At 48.0% G+C, this 22,833-nt stretch carries 16 protein-coding genes; 5 read left to right on the top strand and 11 right to left on the bottom strand.

From position 1 onward, the window contains the following. Positions 1 to 7 precede the first annotated feature (7 nt). From BLS44_RS13650 to BLS44_RS13685, 8 genes are all read right to left on the bottom strand, one after another. Entirely contained in the window at positions 8 to 433 is a 426-nt protein-coding gene (locus BLS44_RS13650; RefSeq protein WP_090390653.1) for a type II toxin-antitoxin system VapC family toxin, read from the bottom strand. Further along, on the bottom strand, positions 423 to 665 hold the full coding sequence (locus tag BLS44_RS13655) for a DUF6364 family protein (RefSeq protein ID WP_090390654.1): 243 nt from the start codon (positions 663 to 665) through the stop codon (positions 423 to 425). The genes BLS44_RS13650 and BLS44_RS13655 overlap by 11 nt, the downstream gene beginning before the upstream one ends. Before the next feature lie 98 nt (positions 666 to 763). Then, the gene (ilvB, locus tag BLS44_RS13660) at positions 764 to 2,527 is read right to left on the bottom strand and encodes a biosynthetic-type acetolactate synthase large subunit (protein WP_090390655.1); all 1,764 of its coding nucleotides are present in this window, start codon (positions 2,525 to 2,527) and stop codon (positions 764 to 766) included. 43 nt (positions 2,528 to 2,570) lie between these two features. Continuing rightward, positions 2,571 to 3,059 (bottom strand): DinB family protein, encoded by a 489-nt coding sequence (locus BLS44_RS13665; protein WP_090390656.1) that lies wholly within the window; start codon positions 3,057 to 3,059, stop codon positions 2,571 to 2,573. Positions 3,060 to 3,106: 47 nt separating this feature from the next. Then, the gene (gene ilvD / locus BLS44_RS13670) at positions 3,107 to 4,789 is read right to left on the bottom strand and encodes a dihydroxy-acid dehydratase (RefSeq protein ID WP_090390657.1); all 1,683 of its coding nucleotides are present in this window, start codon (positions 4,787 to 4,789) and stop codon (positions 3,107 to 3,109) included. Between the two features lie 398 nt (positions 4,790 to 5,187). Beyond that, positions 5,188 to 6,180 (bottom strand): isocitrate/isopropylmalate family dehydrogenase, encoded by a 993-nt coding sequence (locus BLS44_RS13675; protein ID WP_090390658.1) that lies wholly within the window; start codon positions 6,178 to 6,180, stop codon positions 5,188 to 5,190. A gap of 1 nt (position 6,181) precedes the next feature. Further along, positions 6,182 to 7,639 carry an ATP-binding cassette domain-containing protein gene (locus tag BLS44_RS13680; protein ID WP_090390659.1) on the bottom strand — a complete coding sequence of 486 codons (1,458 nt, stop codon included), beginning with the start codon at positions 7,637 to 7,639 and terminating at the stop codon, positions 6,182 to 6,184. A 13-nt stretch (positions 7,640 to 7,652) separates the two neighbouring features. Beyond that, positions 7,653 to 8,813, bottom strand: a complete 1,161-nt coding sequence (locus BLS44_RS13685) for a 2-isopropylmalate synthase (protein ID WP_090390660.1) — start codon at positions 8,811 to 8,813, stop codon at positions 7,653 to 7,655. A gap of 199 nt (positions 8,814 to 9,012) precedes the next feature. Here BLS44_RS13685 and BLS44_RS13690 point away from each other — a divergent pair, with 199 nt between their 5' ends. After that, complete coding sequence (locus tag BLS44_RS13690; RefSeq protein ID WP_090390661.1) at positions 9,013 to 10,578, top strand: hypothetical protein; 1,566 nt, start codon at positions 9,013 to 9,015, stop codon at positions 10,576 to 10,578. 44 nt (positions 10,579 to 10,622) lie between these two features. Here the strand turns inward: BLS44_RS13690 and BLS44_RS13695 are convergent, their stop codons facing one another. Continuing rightward, on the bottom strand, positions 10,623 to 10,985 hold the full coding sequence (locus BLS44_RS13695) for a hypothetical protein (RefSeq protein WP_090390662.1): 363 nt from the start codon (positions 10,983 to 10,985) through the stop codon (positions 10,623 to 10,625). A gap of 345 nt (positions 10,986 to 11,330) precedes the next feature. Between BLS44_RS13695 and BLS44_RS13700 the strand changes: the two genes are divergently transcribed. Continuing rightward, positions 11,331 to 12,752 (top strand): tetratricopeptide repeat protein, encoded by a 1,422-nt coding sequence (locus BLS44_RS13700; RefSeq protein ID WP_090390663.1) that lies wholly within the window; start codon positions 11,331 to 11,333, stop codon positions 12,750 to 12,752. A gap of 207 nt (positions 12,753 to 12,959) precedes the next feature. Further along, positions 12,960 to 14,234 carry a TlpA family protein disulfide reductase gene (locus BLS44_RS13705; protein WP_090390664.1) on the top strand — a complete coding sequence of 425 codons (1,275 nt, stop codon included), beginning with the start codon at positions 12,960 to 12,962 and terminating at the stop codon, positions 14,232 to 14,234. Between the two features lie 93 nt (positions 14,235 to 14,327). On the opposite strand, the gene BLS44_RS13710 is transcribed toward BLS44_RS13705, so the two are convergent. Together BLS44_RS13710 and metG are read right to left on the bottom strand one after the other, a co-directional pair. Next, on the bottom strand, positions 14,328 to 18,224 hold the full coding sequence (locus tag BLS44_RS13710) for a hypothetical protein (RefSeq protein WP_090390665.1): 3,897 nt from the start codon (positions 18,222 to 18,224) through the stop codon (positions 14,328 to 14,330). Positions 18,225 to 18,387: 163 nt separating this feature from the next. After that, positions 18,388 to 20,505 carry a methionine--tRNA ligase gene (gene metG / locus BLS44_RS13715; protein WP_090390666.1) on the bottom strand — a complete coding sequence of 706 codons (2,118 nt, stop codon included), beginning with the start codon at positions 20,503 to 20,505 and terminating at the stop codon, positions 18,388 to 18,390. A gap of 139 nt (positions 20,506 to 20,644) precedes the next feature. Between metG and BLS44_RS13720 the strand changes: the two genes are divergently transcribed. Both BLS44_RS13720 and mraZ read left to right on the top strand, forming a co-directional pair. Then, on the top strand, positions 20,645 to 21,838 hold the full coding sequence (locus tag BLS44_RS13720; RefSeq protein ID WP_143019765.1) for an erythromycin esterase family protein: 1,194 nt from the start codon (positions 20,645 to 20,647) through the stop codon (positions 21,836 to 21,838). A gap of 521 nt (positions 21,839 to 22,359) precedes the next feature. Continuing rightward, entirely contained in the window at positions 22,360 to 22,809 is a 450-nt protein-coding gene (gene mraZ, locus BLS44_RS13725) for a division/cell wall cluster transcriptional repressor MraZ (RefSeq protein ID WP_090390668.1), read from the top strand. The last annotated feature ends 24 nt before the right edge of the window (positions 22,810 to 22,833 follow it).

Here is a 22,833-nt window from a genome sequence, read left to right on the forward strand (position 1 = left end):
AAATACATTAAGCTATGATTGTAAGCAGTTCTTTTGCTGTAACCACCGGCAACGAAGACTGCTCCAGTTTCTTTAAATCTTTCATGTTTGAAGTGATGAAGTAATCCATTTTTCCTTCTAAAGCTATTTGATATAATACTGCGTCCTCCAGGTCGTTTTTGGCATGATGATAAGCATGCTCAACGGTCTTATTAGAGCAAGGAAGTACTTTAATAAACGTATTGAATTCAAGCATTGCCTTTTTAAATTCCCGGGCATAAATACTTTTTCTGATTAAATAGGTTGTCGTGTTGAGTACGGATTCTGAAAAACAGGCTTTCAGTACCATTTTCTCAGAGGCTTCAATGATGGCTACTGCATATTTATGCCCATTCCGGTCCGGCAAAAAGAAATCGACTACAATATTTGTGTCAAGGAATACGCTATATGCCATATTTTTCTTTTAGATAGTTATCCCTTTCTTTGTCAATATCCTCAATTTTGATATCACTGATGATACCGGCATATTTTTCTACAAAAGATTTTCCGGTTGTTTTTTTATCGCTTACCAATTTTGCGAAATATTCCTCCGCTATCCTTGATACGGATGTTTTTTGCTTTTCCGCATACAACTTTATTTTAGCCGCAACACTTTCTTCTATTGTTAAGTTCAATTTTGTGGTCATAAAAATTGTTTCTATAAAGATACGCCTATTTTTTATTTATACGTATAGCTTGTTATGGGTGTTCACCAAACGCTAAGCAATAAACCTCAAACCATAAATTATTTCAGCCGGATCTCCGCCACACTGCTGCCTTGCGGTACCATGGGAAATACATTATTTTCTTTACCTACTTTTACTTCGAGTAAATATGCACCGTCATGGTCCAGCATCGCTTTCAGCGCGGCTTTCAGATGGGTACGCTGGTCGATCGTCTGTCCTTCGATACCGTAGGATTTTGCCAGCGCCACAAAGTCCGGACTGGTAATATTTACAAAGGAATACCGCCGGTCGTGGAACAGCTGCTGCCACTGGCGCACCATCCCGAGGAACTCGTTGTTCAGGATCAGGATCTTTACGGCTGCTCCAAACTGCATGATGGTTCCCAGCTCCTGTAAGGTCATTTGAAAACCTCCGTCGCCGATGATGGCCACTACGGTCCGGTCCGGCGCGCCATATTTGGCGCCAATGGCCGCGGGCAAACCAAAGCCCATGGTACCCAATCCGCCGGAGGTTACATTGCTCCTGGTTTGGTTGAATTTTGCGTAACGGCAGGCCACCATCTGGTGCTGACCCACATCGGTTACAATAACTGCGTCGCCCCTGGTCAACTCATTCAGCGCCTCCATTACTTCAGCCATCGACATTACATCACCTGCAGGATGCATTTCCGGTTGAATGCATTCTTTGTCCTCTTCCGCGGCATACCGGGCAAATTCGCTTAGCCAGCTGCTGTTGTCTTTCTGATCAATAAGAGCCGTGAGCAGGGGCAGGGTTTCCTTACAATCGCCCCAAACCGGTACCGTGGCTTTTACATTTTTATCTACTTCTGCAGGGTCTATATCCAAATGGATTACTTTGGCCTGTTTGGCATATTTATCCAGGCGGCCGGTAACCCGGTCATCAAACCGCATACCTACGGCAATGAGTACATCGCATTCATTGGTCAGGACATTCGGCCCGTAATTGCCATGCATTCCCAACATACCCATACCCAGCGGATGATCCGTGGGCAGTGCGCTTTCTCCCATAATGGTCCAGGCTGCCGGCAGGTTCCCTTTTTCAATAAAGGCTTTGAATTCATTTTCGGCGCCGCCCAGGATTACGCCCTGGCCAAAGATCACAAACGGTTTTTGGGCGCTGTTGATCAGCTTTGCGGCTTCAGTAATATACTCTTTACGCACGATCGGCTTGGGCCGGTAGCTGCGTACATGATGGCATTGCTGGTAACCGGGGTATTCAAACTGCTGGAGCTGGGCATTCTTGGTAATGTCTACCAGCACCGGGCCGGGGCGGCCGCTTTGGGCAATATAGAACGCCTTTGCCAGCACATTCGGTATCTCGTTGGCATCTGTAACCTGGTAGTTCCACTTGGTTACCGGCATGGTCACGTTGATCACGTCGGTTTCCTGGAAGGCATCGGTTCCCAGCAGGTGGGCAAATACCTGGCCGGTGATGCATACCAGGGGGGTGGAGTCGATCTGTGCATCAGCAAGCCCTGTTACAAGATTGGTGGCGCCTGGTCCGCTGGTGGCAAACACTACGCCGGTTTTACCGCTGGTGCGTGCAAAACCCTGGGCTGCATGAATGCCTCCCTGCTCATGCCGCACCAGGATATGCTCCAGCTTGCTGGTATAATCATATAAGGCGTCATAAATGGGCATGATAGCGCCACCCGGGTATCCAAAAATGGTGGATACTCCCTCTGCGATGAGGGCCTCCAGTACGGCCTGGCTTCCGGTGATGGTGCTGCCGGGTTGAATTGTTGTATCGGCTTTTTTAGCTTTGTTTTCTTCTGCTGTATCTTTTATCTGGATTGTTTCCATATCGTTGATTTTGATTATTATCGAATATTTTATAGACCTGTATTTACACCCTGTAAAACCCGATCAGATCGGTTGATTGTACCCCGGTAAAACCTACCTGCCGCAACAGGGTTACCAGTTGGCCACGATGATACGTGGCGTGGTTGACGACATGGGCGATTACCTGGTAGTAAAGCGATGTATACTCCTGCCCGTTAAAGCGCCTGTAGGTGAAGGGGGCTCTTAATTTTGTTTCATCAAAAGCGGCTACCCAATCGCTTAACTGCTGCGAGGTTTGCTGCCAGAGCTCCAGCAGCTCCTGCCGGGTACCGGTAAAACGTTGATCAAAACGCACCAGGTTTTCTTTTCTAAACCGCTGCAGCCAGGCATCTTCTGCGTTGATCATGTGCAGCACGGTATCGTGTATACTGTTAAAGCTGCTCACAACGGGGCGAAGCCATTGTTCATCGCTGATCTGCTGTAACCAGGAGCATACCTGCCCGGTACCCACCCGGTTAAACTTAGCCAATTCTGTAAAATATTTTTTATCCATTGTTGGTTTTGCCTGTGATTGCTGTTGCACTTCAGGGCATGCGTCCTTTAGTCTTCATCCGTTACGCAGCCTTCAGATGCATCTTTTACCAGTTTGGCGTATTTATAAAGTATACCCCTGTTTACTTTCAGCGGCGGCTGTTGCCAGCCCTCTCTGCGCGCTGCAATTTCCTCGTCCGGCACCTTAAGCATGAGCGTATTGTTAACGGCATCAATTTCAATGATATCATCGTCTTTTACAAAGCCGATCAGGCCGCCCTCAAAGGCTTCGGGAGTTACATGCCCTACTACAAATCCATGGGTGCCGCCACTGAAGCGGCCGTCGGTGATCAGGGCTACACTTTTTCCAAGGCCCGCGCCGATGATGGCGGAAGTGGGCTTCAGCATTTCGGGCATGCCGGGAGCGCCTTTGGGCCCTTCGTTTTTAATAACAACCACGTCGCCGGCTTTTACCTTACCACTGGAGATCCCTGCGATCAGGTTCTTTTCTCCGTCAAACACACGGGCAGGGCCTGTAAATATTTCGCCTTCTTTACCGCTGATCTTGGCAACGCTTCCCTTTTCGGCAAGGTTACCATAAAGGATCTGCAGGTGTCCGGTGGCTTTCAGCGGATTTTCGAGCGGGTGGATGATGTCCTGGTTCTCAAAATCCAGGTCCGGAACATTTTCCAGGTTCTCGGCGATCGTTTTACCGGTAACGGTTAAACAACTGCCATCGATCAATCCTTTCTGCAACAGGTATTTCATTACTGCGGGTACGCCGCCTTTTTTATGCAGGTCCTCCATCAGGTACTTACCGCTGGGCTTGAAATCGGCAAGCACGGGTATACGGTCGCTGATGGCCTGAAAATCGTCCTGCGTCAGCGGAACATCCACACTGCGGGCCATTGCCAGCAAATGCAATACGGCGTTGGTGCTTCCTCCCAGTACCATGATCACGACAATGGCGTTTTCAAATGCCTGGCGGGTCATGATATCGCGGGGTTTGATGTCTCTTTCCAGCAGCAGGCGGATGGCTTTACCTGCGGCCGCACATTCCTGTTTTTTCTCCTCACTAAGCGCCGGGTTGCTGCTGGAATAGGGGAGGCTCATGCCCATCGCTTCAATGGCAGAAGCCATGGTATTGGCGGTATACATACCACCGCAGGCGCCGGCGCCGGGGCAGCTGTTCTTTACAATGCCCATAAAATCGGCCTCGTCAAGTTGCCCGGCAATCTTCTGACCCAGGGCCTCAAAGGCTGAAACAATGTTCAGATCCTGGCCTTTATAATGCCCCGGGGCAATGGTGCCGCCATATACCATGATGGATGGCCTGTTCAGCCGGCCCATGGCAATAATGGAGCCGGGCATATTTTTGTCGCACCCCGGTACTGTGATGAGGCCATCATAGTATTGCGCCCCACATACGGTTTCAATAGAATCGGCAATAACATCGCGGCTGACCAGTGAGTAACGCATTCCGTCGGTACCATTGCTCATTCCGTCGCTTACCCCGATGGTATGAAAGGTTAAGCCCACCAGGTCCTGTTTCCAAACAGCGTCCTTTACCTCCTGGGCCAGGCCGTTCAGGTGCATGTTGCAGGGATTGCCGTCGTAGCCCATGCTGACGATCCCGACCTGGGCTTTTTTCAGATCTTCTTCTGTTAAGCCAAGCGCGTATAACTGCGCCTGTGCAGCAGGCTGCGTGGGATCCTGGGTAATGGTTTTGGAATACTTGTTTAACTCTGTCATGCCGTTTTACTTAATGTGTTAATGATATAATTTTTTGATGCAATAAAAAACCCGCCTTTATCAGAGGCGGGTCCTATTTAAAAATTCGTTTGTTTTATAGAATCAACCCTCCTCCCTGATGGCAGGTAATGACAATGACGATCACCGCGATAACGTTGCGGAGAAAAGAAACATTGTTATATTGATTGCCGATCATAAAACGAAGGAGCTTTCTGCGAATATAAAGCCTCATTTGTTGTGATCAAAATTTTTTCTTTTGCCGGGGTGCATGGCTAAACGATGCAGATCCGCTGATAACCCGATAGCAGGCAAATACAACTGCGGTCTATCTGCGGCAAAGCCCTTTAAGCTGCAGCCGGGAAAAAATAATGCATATATAAAAGAACTACAAAGCCGGGTTATATGATCGTTGACTTTTGCAACGCCATATTTTCCCCCTTGGCAAATCCGGGGATCGTGCCCCGTATAAAGTCACTGATCAGGTCACCGATCGTACCGGTTGAATAATTGTTCACCGAGTCGATATCTTTTGATACAAACCCATGTAACAGCGTCCAGCTGACCGCTGTACGGATGATCAGGGCTTCTTCATGCAGGTTGAAGTAATCCATCATCATGGCCACAGAAAGGATGGCGCCCACAGGGTTGGATTGATTCCGGGCGCTCGCCTGCTGATGGTCGAACCCAAATGCCGGGCCGAAGAACGGGATGGTATCGGCTACCCGAACGGATGGGATCATGAACCGGGCCCCGGTGATAGCAGCGGCCTGGCTGAAAAGGTAGCCTCCTGCTGCTGCTCCTGCAACCAGCGTATCAAACCCTGCGGGCTGCTGCAGCATCCGGTCCCAGGCTTCCTGTACGGGGATGGTTTCAATACTGATCTCTTTGAACGCAGTTCCGGCTTTTTCAAAAATGGCCGGCCAGGGTTGTTCTGTATGGTCTTGAGGGTGTACGATCACCGTGATCTTTTTCCTGCGGTTGATTGCCTGCTGCAATGCCGATTGTGCGATCCGGAGCCGGTCGTTTTCATCTGCTCCGGGGTCCTGTTGCTGGTATAATAACAGGTTGAGCCCTTCGCTGTATTTGGGCTTTAGCGGCGACAGGTGCTGCAGGGACGGATAAACAGTAACGGGTTGCACGATCACCAGCAGGGGAAGGATTTCATCAATAAAATGCTGCGAAGCTATACTGCTGAACAGGACCGCATCGTGCCAGGATGCGGATTGCTGCAATGGTGCCGACAGTTCCTGGTTTACCGTTTCGTGGCTGATAGGCGCAATGTCAAAATAATGATCATATTGTTCGGCAACAGCCCGAATAACCTTCTCCACCTGCGCATTCACTTCACCGGCGGCCCCCGCTTCTTCTATGATCGCGATGTTCTTTTTCATTTTATGATACCCTGTGGGTTAATGTATATTTCTTTGATGCAGCGAAGGCAGGACGGGCCACTTTTTTATAAAGTGTGGGATGGCCGTTCTCCAGTTCCATAATATGTTTTACACAGGATGGGACCTCGTCTTCGTAGTGGCTGACAAATAGCAAGGTCATCCCGGTTTCCGCATGGATCCGCTCCAGCAGCCGCACCACCATCCGCGACTGGTTATCATCCAGCCCCTGGCAGGGGCCATCCAGCGCCAGCATCAATGGGGCTTTGATCAGGGCCCTTGCAATCAATACGAGCCGCTGTTCTCCACCGGAAAGTGCGGTCATCGGATGATGTGCTTTGTCCTGTAACGAAAAAAAGGAAAGCCATTCCTGCACTTTCTGGGTCTGCGTTTCATCCAGTTTTCTGAAGAGGCCGATCGTATCGAAGAAGCCCGAGCCCACTGCCTGGAAAACAGAAATGTCCCGGTCAAAAAAAAGCTGCAGCTCCGGCGATACAAAGCCAATGCGGCGTTTGATGTCCCAAACACTTTCCCCGCTTCCTCTTTTTCTCCCAAATAAAGAGATCTGCTGGGTGTAAGCCTGCGGGTTATCGCCGTTTATAAGACTGAGCAGGGTCGATTTTCCCGCTCCGTTATGTCCTTTGATAAGCCAGCACTCCCCGTTGTTCACCTGCCAGTTGATGTTGTTGAGCAGGAGGTTATTACCGCTGCGGATGTTTACCTGTTTCATGGCAATGAGGGGGCCTATGTGATAGGCCTTTTTCAGCAGGGGGAGTGGGGCATCCGGCTCCCGGGGCAGCAGGGATGTCATAAAACCCAGCTTTTCCACCGGTGCATAATTGATCACGGCGCCCTCCGACATTTCTACGAAATGGGTAATGCTTGCCGGCAGTTCATGCCGGTCTGTAATTAAAATGATGGTCACCCCTTCGGTCGACAATTGATTGATTACCGTATGCAACACTTTCCGGCTCTTTACATCCAGCCCGGTAAAAACGCGGTCGAGGATCAGGATCTCGGGGTGGGTGAGCAGATGACCGATCACCTGCATTTTTTTTAGTTCTCCGTAGGACAGCCGGGTTAAAGGAGTGTGAGCTTGCCGGGTAAGCTGAAATCGCTCAAGCCATTGTGCAACCTCGGCGGCCTTCCCTTTTTTTAACAGGGCCCCGGTAAGGGTTACTACGTCCCCGGTGGATGCCGTATGGTTTTTGAGCGGATGGGCTGCGGGTATATAGGCGATAACCGGGTGTACCGGCCGGCCGGCCCGTTTATATCCGATACTGCCGGTGTGCGGCAGGGATCCTTTGAGCGCCTGTGCCAGCAGGGATTTTCCGCTGCCGCTGGCGCCAAATATAGCGAGGTGTTCACCCGCATGCAGGGTAAAACTGATCTGATCCAATAGAAGGTCCCCGGCCTGTTGAGCCGTTACATTGTTTAATATGATGCTACAATACGCTTCCATCGGGTATCAAAACCTAAGCGGTTGTTTTTACTTTATCGGCCATTTCTTTTAAATCCTCATCGCCCACTTCTTTTTTTGCATCGGCAACATTCAGGAATTGCTGGTAGAGCTCATCCACCTGGTTCCGGTCAAATTCGTATCCCAGGTTTTTGAACCGGTAGGCCAGTGCACTGCGGCCGCTGCGGGCGGTGAGTACAATGCGGGAGGTATCGGCACCTACTTCATGCGGAGCAATGATCTCGTAAGTGGTTGCTTCTTTCAAAAAGCCATCCTGGTGAATACCGGAAGAATGGGAAAAAGCATTGTCACCGACGACGGCCTTATTCGGCTGGACAACCATCCGCATGGTTTCTGCCACCAAATGGCTCATGGGCAGCAATTGAGTGGTATCCACGCCCGTATAAAGATCGAGCTCGGGATGCTTCTTTATGGCCATCACCACTTCTTCCAGGGAAGTATTACCGGCACGTTCTCCAATGCCATTGATGGTACATTCGATTTGCCGGGCGCCGGCAATAGCTCCCGCTATTGAATTGGCAGTGGCCAGCCCCAGGTCGTTATGACAGTGGCAGGAGAAAATAGCTTTGTCGGCATTGGCCACATGGTTCAGCAGGTAACTGAATTTTTCCGCATACTGGTGCGGCAGGCAGGAACCTGTGGTGTCGGGAATATTCACTACGGTGGCGCCGGCGCCAATTACGGCTTCCACCAGCCGGGCCAGGAACTGCAGGTCGGCACGGCCGGCATCCTCCGCAAAGAACTCCACATCCGGAACCAGGTTCCGGGCCAGTTTTACCGCTGCAACCGCCCGCTCAATGATGTTTTCGCGGGTGGTATTGAATTTGTATTTGATATGATTGTCGGAAGAACCGATACCGGTATGGATCCGGGGGCGCACAGCCGGCTTCAGTGCCGCTGCCGCTACTTCAATGTCCTTCTGTACCGCGCGGGTAAGCCCGCATACGGTAGCATTTTTAATCACTTTTGAGATCTCTTCCACCGAAGCAAAATCACCAGGGCTTGAAATGGGAAAACCGGCTTCAATGATGTCTACGCCAAGAGCCTCCAGTTTCAGCGCCAGTTTGATTTTCTCTTCGGTATTCAGTTTACAACCGGGAACCTGCTCACCGTCTCTTAATGTAGTGTCAAAAATAAAAACCTTGTTATCCGCCATAATTCGTTTATTTAATTTAGAATTGTTATTTTCAATACCTAATCCACAACATCAGGATGAGGTTTCTTGTAATATCCTTAAAAATAATCCTATATTATAAAAATCCGAAACCAATTTGTGGAACTACTTACATTGAATAAAGGGAATTGATGAATTATAATTGATTGATAATCATTATTAAAAGAAGGAGTAAATTACGATGCCCAGTAGGTCGACAGACGCGTTATTTCAATTGATAAAATCGCTGGAAAAATCAGAAAAGCGGAACCTGAAGCTTTTTGCGGGGCGTAACTCCGGTGCTGAATCGCTCAAAAGCATGCAGCTTTTTAATGCCCTGGATAAATTGACGGAATACGACGAAAAACAGGTGCTGAAACGGGTGCCCTCTGTAAGCAAGCAACAGCTCTCCAATACCAAAGCACTGCTGTATAAGCAGATACTGGGAAGCCTGAGGATCATCCGGGATGACAAGAATGTAGACATGCAGCTGCGGGAAATGATGGATAGTGCCCGCATCCTGTTTAACAAGGGGCTTTACCTGCAGACCCTGAAAGTGCTGGATAAAACCAAGGAATTTGCCCGCACCTACCATCAGCTGACCTATTTGCAGCAGGCATTGTTTTTTGAAAAGAAAATAGAAGGCCTCTACATAACCCGGAGCATCCAGAGCCGGGCAGACGAACTGGCGGAAGAGGCGGACAGCATCGTGGAAAAACTGGCGCATATCAATAGCCTCTCCAATCTCGCATTGCAATTGTACAGCTGGTACATCCAGAACGGGCACGCCCGTAATGAGAATGATGTGAAGACGGCCAAACTTTTTTTTGAAAAAAGCCTCCCCCGGAATGTTGCTCAGCTGGACGGCTTTTATGAAAAGCAATATTACTATCAAAGCTATGCCTGGTATGCATTTATAAAGCTGGATTTCCTGATGTTTTACCGGTATTGCCAGAAATGGGTAGATACTTTTGAGGCCGCTCCGCATATGATCGCTGTTGAAACAACAATGTATATCAAGGGAGTGCATAACCTGATGAGCGCCCACTTTGACCTGATGAACCATGAAGGGCTGGCTGCCTGTATCAAAAAATTCAAGCATTTTGTGCAAACCCCGCTGGTACAGGATAACAACAATAACCGGATCACGGGGTATGTGTACCTGTATACAGCGGTGATTAACCTGCATTTCCTGGAAGGCACGTTTCACAGGGGATTGAAGATGGTGCCCTACCTGGAGGAGATGCTGGTGGAGCATGGGAGGTACCTTGACCGGCACCGGGTAATGGTGTTTTATTATAAGATCGCCTGCCTGTATTTTGGAAGCGGCAATAACAAAAAGGCTATTGATTACCTGAACCGGATCATCCATCAGAAAGATGACCTGAGAACCGATCTGCAATGTTATTCCCGTTTGCTGCACCTGATCGCCCACTATGAGCTGGGTAATTTTGATCTGCTGGAATACCTGATCAAATCGGTATACCGGTACATGGCAAAGATGGAGAACCTCAGCAAAGTAGAGGAAGAAATGTTCCGTTTCCTCCGGAATGCATTCCGGTTCAACGCAAAAACCATCCGGCCGGAATTTGAGAAGCTGCTGACGAAACTCAAAAAATATCAAAGTAACCGCCTGGAGGCAAGGGCTTTTGCCTACCTGGATGTGATCAGCTGGCTGGAGAGTAAACTGTCAGGGATCAATGTGCAGGATGTGATCCGGAAGAAATATCTGCGGGAGACCCGTTCTGTAAAAAAAATCGCTCCCTGATGAAGGAGCGATTCAGTTTCTTATAACGATTCTACTTCCGGTAATTATCGGTACAGGTTCCTCACCGATTCGTTCGGGTTGAAGGTAAACCGGTTTAATATCACTTTCTTTTTGTAAGGTACCATATAGGTATTGGCTCCTTTCTGGTAAGAAATAGAAGTATTCAGGTTAATATAATTGTTATTGGTTGTGCTTGTGTTCGTAAGTACCCGGTCTCCTCTGAACTGGTAATCAGATCTCAGGGAAAAAGATGAAAGTTGCTTTTCAAATTTATTTTCAGCAACTACATAACCGCTTTTCGGTTTGTCTTTCCCATGATCAACATCTGTAGCGGTATTTTCAGTTGCAAACGAAACACCCCCTACAGCCAGGACAAAAAGCACAGTAAGTAAGAAGGTTTTCAACATTTTTTTATGTCTTTAATAATTTAAACTGATACAAAGGTATAATATAATTGTAAGAATCGAAAATTTTAATTTTTTTTTAACCAGAAAACCCTTTATATGAATATCAGATAATCGTATTCCGGAACGGGTTAGAGAATTTTTAAACCTTTTTAAGGGTATGATTTTTTTCATATTATTGATTTGTAGCGTTTTATATAAAATGCAACAAAAGTGCCGGCAAAAGCCTCTTATAAGAAAGTTTTACACACAGGAGGATAACTTATGAGGGGTGGAAATAGTATTATTTTACTATATTGAAACAAATTAGTGGATTTTGTGGTTTTGATAATAAATAAATGAGCAGATATGAGAGAGTATTCGCATCAGAGCGAGGAGCGCAAGGAGGATATAGAAGAATTATTACAACGCTATGAAAATCTGAAAACAGGGCGCTCGGCATCCTATCTTGAAGAAGAGGAGTTTGAACGGATTATCAACTATTTTGAGTCCCGCGAGGCGTTTAAGAAGGCACTGCAGGCCACAGAAACGGCAATGGAGCAGTTTCCGTATTCGGCAGGGTTACTGATAAAGAAAGCCGACCTCGTTTTAAATAACCGGGCCTACGATGTGGCCCTCGAATTACTGGATAAGGCTTCGATATTTGACGGGAACAATATTGATATTTATATTTTAAGAACGGAGGCGCTGCTGGCCCTTGACCGGCAGGAAGAGGCCGTAGTGCTCCTGGAAGAAGCGCTGACGCTTTTTGAAGGAGATGAAAAAATAGAGCTGCTCTTTGAACTGGCAGACGTATATGATGACTATGAGAGCTTTGATAAAGTCTTTGACTGCCTGAAATGGATCCTGGAGCTGGAACCGGCTAATGAAGAGGCCTTGTATAAGATCTGTTTCTGGACGGACTATACCGGCCGGAATGCGGAAAGTATCGAACTGCATCAGAAGATCATCAACGAGTTTCCCTATTGTGAACTGGCCTGGTTCAATTTGGGTGCGGCCTACCAGGGAATTAAACTGTACGAAAAGGCAATTGATGCCTATAAATACGCCATCGCTATTGATGAAAAATTTGATTATGCCTACCGGAATATCGGGGATGCTTATATCCGGCTCCGCAAGTATAAGGACGCCATAGAATACCTGGAGCGGGTGCTGGAACTGGCCAAACCGGAGGATGTGATCTACGAGGCGATCGGGTATTGTTATGAAAAACTGAAAAATTACGCCCAGGCCCGGTTCTACTTTCGCAAAGCTTCACATCTTAATGACGATAAGGGGGCTTTGCTGTATAAAATGGCGCTTACCTATTATAAAGAAGATAAATTTGAGCTGTGCATCCGTCAACTGGAGGCTGCGCTGAAGATCAAGAATAATATGCCGGAATACCTGTTGCTGATGGGGCAAAGCAAGCTGGCGCTGGGACTGGAAAAGGAAGCACTGCAATATTTTTTAAACGTGGTGCGGCTGCGCCCGAAACAACTGATGGGCTGGGAGGCGCTGATCATCTGCCTTTATAAGGCGGAACAGTTTGGCCAGGGCCTGGAGCAGATTGAGAATGCCGTCCTGCGGATTGGTGCTGATAAACCATTATTCTATTATTACAGGGCGCTTTTCTATTTTGGTATGGGACAATCGAAGCAGGCGCTGGTGGAGCTGGAAGAGGGGCTGGTAAAAGCTCCCCGCCAATTGAAAAAGATCCTGGAAATTGAACCGGCACTGCTGCAGCGGCCGGCTGTAACGGCCCTGATCGCAAAGCTGAAACGGAAGTGATTTTTGATGCTTATTGTTTCAAGGTTCCGGTGCTCAATGTTTTGTGCGCCCAGGGCTGAATGCATACCACCACTATTGGGTTTATGGTGTTCATAGTAGCACCGGCAGCTGATGTTTGATGTTCCCTTGGCGGGCCGGGGGAGTTTGGTCTGTGTATCCCGCAAAACTTTCCGGCGGATGCTGTATTTAGCCAATTAGCGGAAGCGTATGAATAAGAGATATTATCGTCTGGCAGTTATTTTAGTACCACTGTTTTGGCTGGTCAGTTCCGGGGCCTCGGCCCAGGAATATAAACGGGTGCATCTTACCGGAAGTTTTCCTGATCTGCCGGGCGCCAGAATGTTTATAATGCCATTGAAAATAGACACTCCTCTAAATAAAGGGAAGCTGGATATTTGGCTGGAAAATATTGAAGCCGGAGAATATCCCATTGGGATTGGCTATCCTCTGGAAAAAGGAAGCGCTCCCATTTACTTCAGATCAAAAGATGGGGGTATCAAACTTTTGAAAAATGATCATCCTGCGGCAACATTATTTACATATATTTATTTGGATCCGGGTCAATCTGATTCATACGTTCTGACACCCGTTAAGGGGTTGACCGTTCAGAAGATCTTGAACTACAAACAATATGATAATTTTAGATCCGATCTCTTCGGGCTGAATATCAGCTCAAACGCCAGGGATGCTGAACTATATGAGAAGATCGTAAAGCTGAACGAACAGTATAACAAACGGTCTGTCTATAAAATTATGGATAGCTTGTATCAGAGAAGTACGCTTCCTGACAAGATTTATAGTGAGTTTGAAAGGGAAGCCAAAAGGCAGAACCATCAAAATAATTATGCGGCCCTGTTAAAGGCGAAAAGAGCTTTTGCAATGAAGCATCCCGGAAGCCCGATTGCGGCGCTTGCTATCCTGGATATCGACAGTGCCAATTTAGCGGAGCACCTGGGTAGCTACCAGCAGATCATGGGTAAGATGACCGGAAGGGCCATCAAAAGCAGCTATTATGAAAATATGAAGTTAAAGATCGCTGCCCTTAACGGAGTAAATTTGAAAGAAGGGGATCCATTTGCATTGCCGTCCGGGAAAACGCCCGGGTCAAAAATATTAAACTACAACCCTGTTGATTATAAATATACGCTCGTTGAGTTTTGGGCTTCCTGGTGTGTGCCGTGCAGGGCGCAAAATCCCCGGTGGAATGCGATGCTGCGGCAATATAAAAATAAAGGGTTTGCGATATTGGGCGTATCCCTGGATCAGTATGCGGTGGAGTGGAACGCTGCCATTCAAAAAGACCGCCTGGAAAATTGGCTGCATGTTTCGGATCTGGAGTCTTCCTTTAGTTCTGCCAACGCCCTCCGATATGGGATACAGTTTATTCCTTTTAATTTGTTGATTGATTCAAAGGGGCGCATCCTGCGGAAGAATATTGACCCTTCGGGGGTAGCCATCTTCCTGCAAAAAAATATTCCATAAAATCTGTTGCCCGGGATTTCAGCGATCCGGGTGGTGCATCCACCACTTCAAAATGCCCGATAACCGAAGGCGGACCACTGGCGTGCCCGCAACTCAATGTTTCGTCTTTCGTATATACCTGCGTTCCTTTCCCCTGACACCCGGTATCCCGATGCTGGATTTAATACCTTCCAGGGCCGATTTGATCAGGAAATTAATGGGCGATTTGTCTTTCAGCCGCTCAAAGAACACCGGCGCATTTTTGCCCTTATTATTTTTCCGGAGAATGAGTGCATTGGCGGCCCAGCTGATGAGTTTGTCAGAAAAGCGCTGGGTGCTTTGGTCCTTCCTGTTCATCAGTCTCAGTTTTAATCCCTGGTAATACATGCGCATTGATCCGCTGGAATAGTCTTCATTACCCAGGCCGGTCATGTCCAGGCTGTCCAGCTGCCCCCGCAATACTTCAGCGCTTACTAACGGAAGCAGGGACTGGTTCCATTTTTTCAGGTCCAGCGGGCCGGTATGTAATTGCATGCGAAACCGCTCCAGGCTGTCTGTGTAGGATTGCTGTACTGATAAACGGGTACTTAATGCGCCAAGCACATCTGCCTGTGCGCAGATGTAAAGGCTGTCGGAAGGCCGGAGCCCATAGTTCCGTACAGGATACAATAATGCGTTCAGGTTGTTTACCGGAATGATCCCCAGCTTGTTGGTAACCGGGTTGATCTCCCGGTATTCCACATAGGCATTGGAAATACCAACGGTGTCTATATTGATCCGGATGGGGATGTTCAGTATCTGTTTAACCGGCAGCCCTTTGTATTTTTTTGCAGTGTCCGGCTGTGTTTTGTCTTTAAAGGAGAGTAGCTTTACCGCGTCTGCATGCAGTGCACCAATTTTAAGAATACTATCGGAGCCATAGGCCTGGTTGTCGAAGGGGCCGCCGCTGATCGTTCCGGTGTTCAATGTGAGATAATCTTCGTTAAAGGCCTTTGCTTTCTGGTAATCTCCGATGCTTTGGACCGGCGCCAGGTTGAAGGAGTCGACCTTGAAAAAGCCCTTGTTAAAATTGAAGTTATACCAGTGCAGCCTGTTTTTAGCAGTGGTATAACTGCCGGTGGCATTGCCGATGTAAAGCTGATCGCTTGCCCGGATCACTGCTCCTATATTCCGGAGGTCCCTGGAATTGAGGGCGATATTCCGTACTTCCCCCGTATCCAGTTTGAGGACTGCATTCTTTTTTCCCAGGCTGTCAAATACCAGCTGATCCATGGAGTGTACACTCAGCAATGTGCTCCAGTCCAGCGTACCAGCGTCGTTTTTACCCGCTTTTAACTGGTCGAGCGTTATATTCAGTTTGTTATAATTGGTGGCAAAACGGTTCCCGTTGCTGTTATTCAAAAACTCAAAGTTGGTCAGGTAGGCCTGCAGCTGTCCAATATTGAGGAGCTGGCTGTGGTTAGCGGTCAGCTCGTGGATCCGCAGGTAGCTGTTCTCTGGTACACCATCCCAACGGACGGTGCTGGCCTCATTTTTTTTATTGACAAAACGAAGCTCCAGCTTAGGCCGCTGTAATAATACATCACCGAGGAGGATCTCCGGCATCTGCTTTTTTTCTTCCGGCCGGCTGTCCTCTTTTTTTTCAAAGTGCCCGCTTATATCCGGATCCGCAAGTGTAAGCGTTTGCAACTGCAGTGTTCCGTTGATGATACGGTTCATATAGGGAACGAAGGTTATTTGCGGAATTTTTACCCGGATGGAATCCGTTCCTGTTGTTTTTTCAAATACAAAATTATGTAAGGTACTGGTGGTGGTGTCGTTTACCATAAGCTGCCCGGCTGTCATGCGCTGCCCGGGCATTGTTACCAGCAAATTGCTCCCCTTAAGTGCAAGCCCTTTTACAATGATATCGGCATGTTTGTTTTTGCGCAGCTCTTTTACGGCAAGCGATTGAAAGTGCCCGCTGATATCCTGGTGTACGTTATGGATCCGGAGGGTCGTATTTTTACCGTCAAGATCATTGATCAGAAGATGATTCAGGGCTCTTTTCCTGGGAGCCTTTTCTGAAGGGGATTGTTTGTTGACACGGATGTCGGCATTTTGCCACCGGATGCCAAAGATGGATAGCCGTTGATTGGTGCTGTCCAGGATCAGGTCTCCGATCCGGGCATCGGTTATTGCAGCCTGGATGCTGTTGCCCTGTACGGCCATGCTGGCGGCCCTGATGCCCTTGTTCTTGTCCAGGGCGGCCTGGTTCAGTGTTACCGAAAGCGCCCCTTTTTTGAACAAGCCTTTGTTAAAATTGAAGACTTTGATCGAATGCCGGATGTGTTTTACCTTGCGGGAAGCGGTCAGCTCATCCGGCATAACCGAAAGGTTGGCATTGACGAGGTTGAGTGTTGCATTTTTCCCAAGGTTAAGGCGGATGTCGCCATTCTGGATGCTTAGGGCATCCAGGTTCATTACAGAGCCGATATTACTGAGGGTATGAAAGATGCTTTTATCTTTTTTTGTTCCCGGGGATCTTAGCGAATACTCGATTTCCGGGTTGAGGAACAATGCGCTGCCGGCGCTGAAAAAGTTGTCGTATAATAACGATTCCCAGGACAGGCCACGGAGCTCGAAGCGGGGCATTTGGATATTGTTGACCAGCTTTCCCCTGTCGTATTCTTTGAATGAAAATTTTGTCAGGTTGATCGCATCATTCAGGAACTGGATGCTGTCAAAGGCCAGCGCGTATCTTCCATCCTGCAGGCGCGTTTCATAGTTGTGCAGTGTCATCAGGAATTTGTCCACTTTTACCATCTGGTCAAAGCTCTGGCGGATCATCAGACCCTGTAACTCGAAATTGTTGTGGCTCGAACTAAAGGTATTGACCTTTCCTTTCCGGATGGTGTTGATGTTGATGCCGGCGTTCTGCACAATGACATAATTGAGCATAACATCCCCGAACAACTGCTGGAGCAGGTCGTCGATCTTCTGGATCTTTTTGTTGTTGTGCCGTGCTGTCTTCTGGTCGCTGTCGATGTCCAGGAAAATATTGGGATTGGTACTGTAAACCGAATCAGCCTGCACTACTTCTTCATGATAAAGGGTGTCAAAATTGATGTTGGTGAGCCGGAGCTTGTCAAAATAGATCTTGAAAGCACTTTTGGAGCTGTCATCTTTGGTGCCCCGGATGGTACAGCTGTCAAACTCCACACGCTGATCCTGCAGGGTGAACTTAAAGTTCTTAAAGCTCAGCATATACCTGTTGCCGGGGAAAATAATGTTCTGGTCATGTGAGCGTATGTAGATCTCGTCGGTAAAAGGGATCTTTTCGCCGGAGTTACTGTTTTTCCTGCTGGTGGTGCTGTCTACCTGGAGGCCATTCAGCCGCATATCGATCTTATTGACCACAAAGGGGGTTTCCTGTGGCCGGGTATTGTCGATCAGTGAAAGGCTGCCATCATCAAGAATAAACCGGTTGATCTTCAGTTCGTTAATGGCATCGTTAATGGAATTGGATACTTTCCCCATTTCCAGCGCTACGGAAAATTTTTCGTCTGCGGCATTCCCGGGGCCTCCCTTGTTCCTGTCGGCCCGCCTGGCCCGCCGGTTCAGCCGGGTAATCGTTACCGCCGGCGTATAAAGATGGATGGAGTCAATAAGGATCTGCTTTTTAAACAACAGGGGCAGGAAGCCACGGGCTTTTATCGTGATCCGTTTTACGTTAACGTTGTAAAGTGATCTTGCGGAACTGTCGGTGGAGTAAAACAGGGCCTGCTGCAGCTCGATCCTGTTTTTGATCCAGTTAAACCGGAACTTGTCAACCTTGAGTTTGAGCCGGCCCTTCGATTGCCGTTCCACGATCTGCTCCAGTGCAGATTCTGCATGGTCGATAAACCAGAAATTAAAGGCAGTGACTACCGTTGCAACGATCCCGAGAACGATAAGCCAAAAGCGGTACCGCCTTCTCCTGAACCGGAGGTTCAGGCGTGGTAGGTCTTTCAGACGGATCCTGGTCTTCAAAATTTTGTTGGTTTATACTTAAAAATAGCGAAAAAATGCGGAATGGCTTTGCTAAATAAAAGTATAAATATCAACGTTTTAATAATGTTTTTTGTTGGTCGCTGCTGAAGCGCTGAAACACAGAAGATTCAGTGTTTCTGTGTTTCGGCGGCTCCCCCGTTTTTTAGCTGATTGCTACACCGTTGGGCGCTTTTTCGTCGGCGGCAACAAATACCAGTTTGCCTTCCGCATCCTCCGCCATCAGGATCATCCCATTGCTTTCGATACCCCTCATTTTGCGGGGAGCCAGGTTGGCTACGACCACTACTTTTTTGCCCGGCAATGTTTCCGGTGCAAAGTGCAGTGCAATGCCCGAAACGATGGTCCGTTGTTCAAAGCCCAGGTCGATCTCCAGTTTTAGCAGTTTATCGGCTTTTTCAACTTTTGCAGCGCTGAGGATCGTTCCGGCACGCAGGTCGATCCTGGCAAAATCATCAAAAGTGATTTCAGATTTGAGATCTGAGATCTGCAGTTTGTGATCCGGTGATTGCTGATCGGTAACAGCTGGTGCCTGACTGCTGACAGCTGCCTGTTCGCTGCCTGCCCTCAGTTTTTGCAGTTGTGCTTCTATTTCTGCATCTTCGATCTTCCGGAACAATAACTCCGGTGCACGCAGCGCATAACCCACGCTCAGCAGGTTGATCTTCCCGGCGTTTTCCCAATCCAGCATGCGTTCCACCACCTTCATCATATGCAGCATTTTTAATGCGGTTGCGGGCAGGAATGGGTTGATCAGAATGGCAAGATTTGCGGTCAGCTGCAGACAAAGATGCAGACAGTTGTCGATCCGCTGCTGCAGCACTGCGCTTTCCGGGTTGTCGGCCTTCAGTTGTTTGGCCAGGATCCAGGGCTCTTTTTCCTGCATATATTTATTACCCTTACGGCTGAGATCGATCACCTCAAAAAGGGCATCGCGGAAGCGGAAGTGCTCCAAAGCTGTTTGTACCTTCGCTTCTGCCTGCTGAATATCGGAGATGAGGGTCTTATCGGCATCGTCCAGTAATTCTGTATGCAGTTTGGGTACCTTACCGTTGCAAAGCTTATGCATCAGCACAAAAGTGCGGTTTACAAAATTCCCGAAAATAGATACCAGTTCATTATTGATCCGGTCCTGGAAATCCTTCCAGGTAAAATCGTTATCCTTGGTTTCGGGGGCGTTGCTGCACAATACGTAACGCAGGGCATCTTCACATCCGGGAAAGTCTTTTACATACTCGTGTACCCAAACCGCCCAGTTGCGGCTGGTAGATACCTTCTGGCCCTCGATGTTGAGGAATTCATTAGCGGGCACATTGTCCGGCAACACAAAATTGCCATGTGCTTTTAACATGGCCGGAAATATGATACAGTGAAAAACGATATTGTCTTTTCCTATGAAATGTACCAGGCGGGTATCCTCCCGGCACCAGTAATCGGCCCATTGATCGGTAAGCTCTTTGGTGGCGGAGATATAACCGATAGGGGCGTCGAACCACACATATAATACTTTTCCTTCAGCATCCGGAAGGGGTACCTTAATGCCCCAGTTGCTGTCGCGGGTCATCGCCCTTGGCTGCAAGCCGTTATCCAGCCAGCTTTTGCATTGGCCATATACGTTCGCCTTCCATTCTTTATGGTCCTCCAGGATCCATTCCTTCAGCCATGTTTCATAGTGCTGCAGGGGAAAATACCAGTGCTTTGTTTTTTTCTTTACGGGGATGGCATCGCTGAGTGTGCTGCGCGGGTTGATCAGCTGCTCCGGCGATAAGCTGCTGCCGCATTTTTCACATTGATCGCCAAAGGCGCCCGGGTTGCCGCATACAGGGCAGGTACCGGTAATATAGCGGTCTGCTAAAAACGTGTTGGTTTTTTCGTCATAGTATTGTTCCGTTTCCCGTTCTTCAAACAGTCCTTTATCATAAAGCACTTTAAAAAAGTCGGCTGCCGTTTGATGGTGCACGGGGTTGGACGTGCGGGAATAAATATCAAATGAAATGCCCATCTGCTCAAAGCTGTCTTTGATCTGCGCATGGTATTTGTCAACAATATCCTGCGGGCTTACACCTTCCTTCATAGCCCTGATGGTGATGGGCACGCCATGTTCGTCGCTGCCCCCGATGAACTTTACATCCTTTTTCTGTGCTCTCAGGTAACGCGCGTAAATATCAGCCGGAATATAACAGCCCGCCAGGTGACCAATATGCACGGGTCCGTTGGCATAGGGCAGGGCTGCTGTAATTAAGGTCCTTTTATATTCTTTCATTAATTGTGCTTAAATTAGTTTGCAAAAGTAACCATTGTTGCGCTAAAAATGACGGCCAATTCCGGCTTTTGACGTTCCGGTACCAGCCTGTTATGCTTTTTGTGTGCATGTGCAGGACCTGTTATCTAAAACCCGCAGTATGAAAAAATATTACCTGTTGTTGATGCTTTTTCCGATTTGTTTGCCGGGGCTGACCCAGCTGAATATGAAGGAGGTCGTTCAGGCTTTGGATAAAGCAGCATACCCGGTTAAAACGCTGGAACAGGAAGGGGATCCGGAAGATCTTGCCTGCCTGAAGACAATGATCGGGAGCGCGCGTGTTATCGGGCTCGGGGAAAGCACTCATGGAACCGCCGCCTTCAATCAGTGTAAACGCCGGATGCTGCGTTTCCTGGTTTCGGAAATGAAGGTGAAGGCCATCGTGGATGAGGGTGACCTGCTGGCCGCCGAAAAGCTGGATGATTACATCAATGGCCGTGCGGATACTATAGATTACATCGGTGGTGTGAGGCCAATGCTCTCCAACAGGGAGCTGCTACAATGGCTGCGCAATTTTAATAAGGACAAAACGGAAGCCGACCGGGTGCATATTTACGGGGCGGAAGTAAGAGGTTTTTATGGGATCATTAAAAAGATCCAGCCACTGATGGCATTTACAGAGGACGAGAAAAAAGTGCTGGACCGCTTTGCGGGGGATGCAGGGGTGGGGTATAAGAACCTGGCAAAGGCGGATTTTGAAGACCTGAAGCCGGTGGCAAAGAAACTGGCAGCAGGTTGCCCAACAGCGGCCTGCAGGTACTATGGCGCGTTGCTGGAGCAGCAGATTGATGTGGCTTACCGGTACCGGTTCGGTAAAAATGATTTTGAAGTGCGGGATCATTATATGTTTGAGAATATCCGGAGGATCGCTGCACAGGTCCCCGATGGAAAGCTGGTCATAAACGCGCATAACGGGCATTTACAGAAAACGAAGTTCATGGCTATAACCTCTCTTGGTGTCCTGCTGAACAGCTTTTTCAAGCAGGAGTATTTTGTGGTTGCAACGGATTTCGGTGAGGGCAATGTATCTGTTTACAGCGAAAAGCACCAGGGTTTTACAGATCAGTATTTTGGTCCTGTAGCCGATAAAAATGCGGTTGAGTTTTATTTTAAGCAGTGCAGGTACCCGGATTTTATGGTATCAACCAGGGAGGGAGGGGCCGCGCTTGGCACGCTGATGCAAAAAAAAATGTTCATGAAAAGAAACATGGGCGCAACGGGTGTGGTTATAAAAAGCCGGATCCGGATGGCAGATAATTACGACCTGATCGTTTTCCTGAGGCAGACCCGCTAGGTGCTTCTTTATGCGCTTCGTCCGTTCCGGTGCCGGCAAGGCCGCCTCAACTTTATTTTACCCCTCTTTTATTAGAATATTCTTCCCGGTTGCTTTTTTACAAATTTGAACGATTGTTTGTATGCTCCATACCCGGAGCCGGGAACAGGGATTTTGCCCACCGGCTTCCCGGAACCTGTCTTTTTTTTGAAAAATGTGGATAAGTTAATGCGCTTCCGGCCGTTTCCTGGTTATTTATTCAAATTGCTGATACATAGTAATATAAAGAGTGTTTTTCTTCGGAATTACCTGTAATATTGCACATCTTTTCCGGGTGTTTGTGTGGGTTTTCCACATGTATTCACATTATATCCACAGTCAAAGCCCCCAAACAGTCGTTAAAATCGATGAAACTTAATACAGTACTGCATTTCAGGCTATTTCAATTTGTGGATAAATGAATTTGCGCGAAATTTGGTATGTAAGTGGGAAAAAGTGTTATTTTGTGTTAAGTTTAGTAAATAATTAAAGTCTCCCGGTTTATGACAGGTTTTCTCGGAGAATTCGAGGCAACAGTAGATTCAAAAGGACGCTTCCTTTTGCCGGCTGGTTTCAGAAAGCAGCTGCAACCGGAGGATGCGGACCGTTTTGTCCTTAACAGGGGGTTTGAAAAATGTTTAAGTCTTTACCCGCTCAGCACCTGGAGTCCGCTGGCGGAAAAAATAAACGGGTTGAATGATTTTGATCCCAAGGTACGGGCATTTAAGCGTTACTTTTTGAATGGAGCTACCCTTGTGGAACCTGATACCGCCGGAAGATTGTTATTACCGGCCACCCTTAAAGAATATGCAGCACTGGAAAAGGATATTGTGCTGGTACCGGCGGGTAACCGTATGGAGATTTGGAACACTACTAAATACAAAGAGTTCTTTGACTCATTTTCACCGGATGCATTCAGCGACCTGGCCGGCCAGGTCATGGGAGGGTTGTAGCAAATGGGTTTTTAAAGTTAACAA

The organism is Niabella drilacis, assembly GCF_900101395.1.
Classification (GTDB): domain Bacteria; phylum Bacteroidota; class Bacteroidia; order Chitinophagales; family Chitinophagaceae; genus Niabella; species Niabella drilacis.

What these genes read in the sequence shown, in the direction of transcription:
- BLS44_RS13650 (WP_090390653.1), bottom strand. Translation starts at nt 433, where the DNA reads ATGGCATATAGCGTATTCCTTGACACAAATATTGTAGTCGATTTCTTT.
- BLS44_RS13655 (WP_090390654.1), bottom strand. Translation starts at nt 665, where the DNA reads ATGACCACAAAATTGAACTTAACAATAGAAGAAAGTGTTGCGGCTAAA.
- ilvB (WP_090390655.1), bottom strand. Translation starts at nt 2,527, where the DNA reads ATGGAAACAATCCAGATAAAAGATACAGCAGAAGAAAACAAAGCTAAA.
- BLS44_RS13665 (WP_090390656.1), bottom strand. Translation starts at nt 3,059, where the DNA reads ATGGATAAAAAATATTTTACAGAATTGGCTAAGTTTAACCGGGTGGGT.
- ilvD (WP_090390657.1), bottom strand. Translation starts at nt 4,789, where the DNA reads ATGACAGAGTTAAACAAGTATTCCAAAACCATTACCCAGGATCCCACG.
- BLS44_RS13675 (WP_090390658.1), bottom strand. Translation starts at nt 6,180, where the DNA reads ATGAAAAAGAACATCGCGATCATAGAAGAAGCGGGGGCCGCCGGTGAA.
- BLS44_RS13680 (WP_090390659.1), bottom strand. Translation starts at nt 7,639, where the DNA reads ATGGAAGCGTATTGTAGCATCATATTAAACAATGTAACGGCTCAACAG.
- BLS44_RS13685 (WP_090390660.1), bottom strand. Translation starts at nt 8,813, where the DNA reads ATGGCGGATAACAAGGTTTTTATTTTTGACACTACATTAAGAGACGGT.
- BLS44_RS13690 (WP_090390661.1), top strand. Translation starts at nt 9,013, where the DNA reads ATGCCCAGTAGGTCGACAGACGCGTTATTTCAATTGATAAAATCGCTG.
- BLS44_RS13695 (WP_090390662.1), bottom strand. Translation starts at nt 10,985, where the DNA reads ATGTTGAAAACCTTCTTACTTACTGTGCTTTTTGTCCTGGCTGTAGGG.
- BLS44_RS13700 (WP_090390663.1), top strand. Translation starts at nt 11,331, where the DNA reads ATGAGAGAGTATTCGCATCAGAGCGAGGAGCGCAAGGAGGATATAGAA.
- BLS44_RS13705 (WP_090390664.1), top strand. Translation starts at nt 12,960, where the DNA reads ATGAATAAGAGATATTATCGTCTGGCAGTTATTTTAGTACCACTGTTT.
- metG (WP_090390666.1), bottom strand. Translation starts at nt 20,505, where the DNA reads ATGAAAGAATATAAAAGGACCTTAATTACAGCAGCCCTGCCCTATGCC.
- BLS44_RS13720 (WP_143019765.1), top strand. Translation starts at nt 20,645, where the DNA reads ATGAAAAAATATTACCTGTTGTTGATGCTTTTTCCGATTTGTTTGCCG.
- mraZ (WP_090390668.1), top strand. Translation starts at nt 22,360, where the DNA reads ATGACAGGTTTTCTCGGAGAATTCGAGGCAACAGTAGATTCAAAAGGA.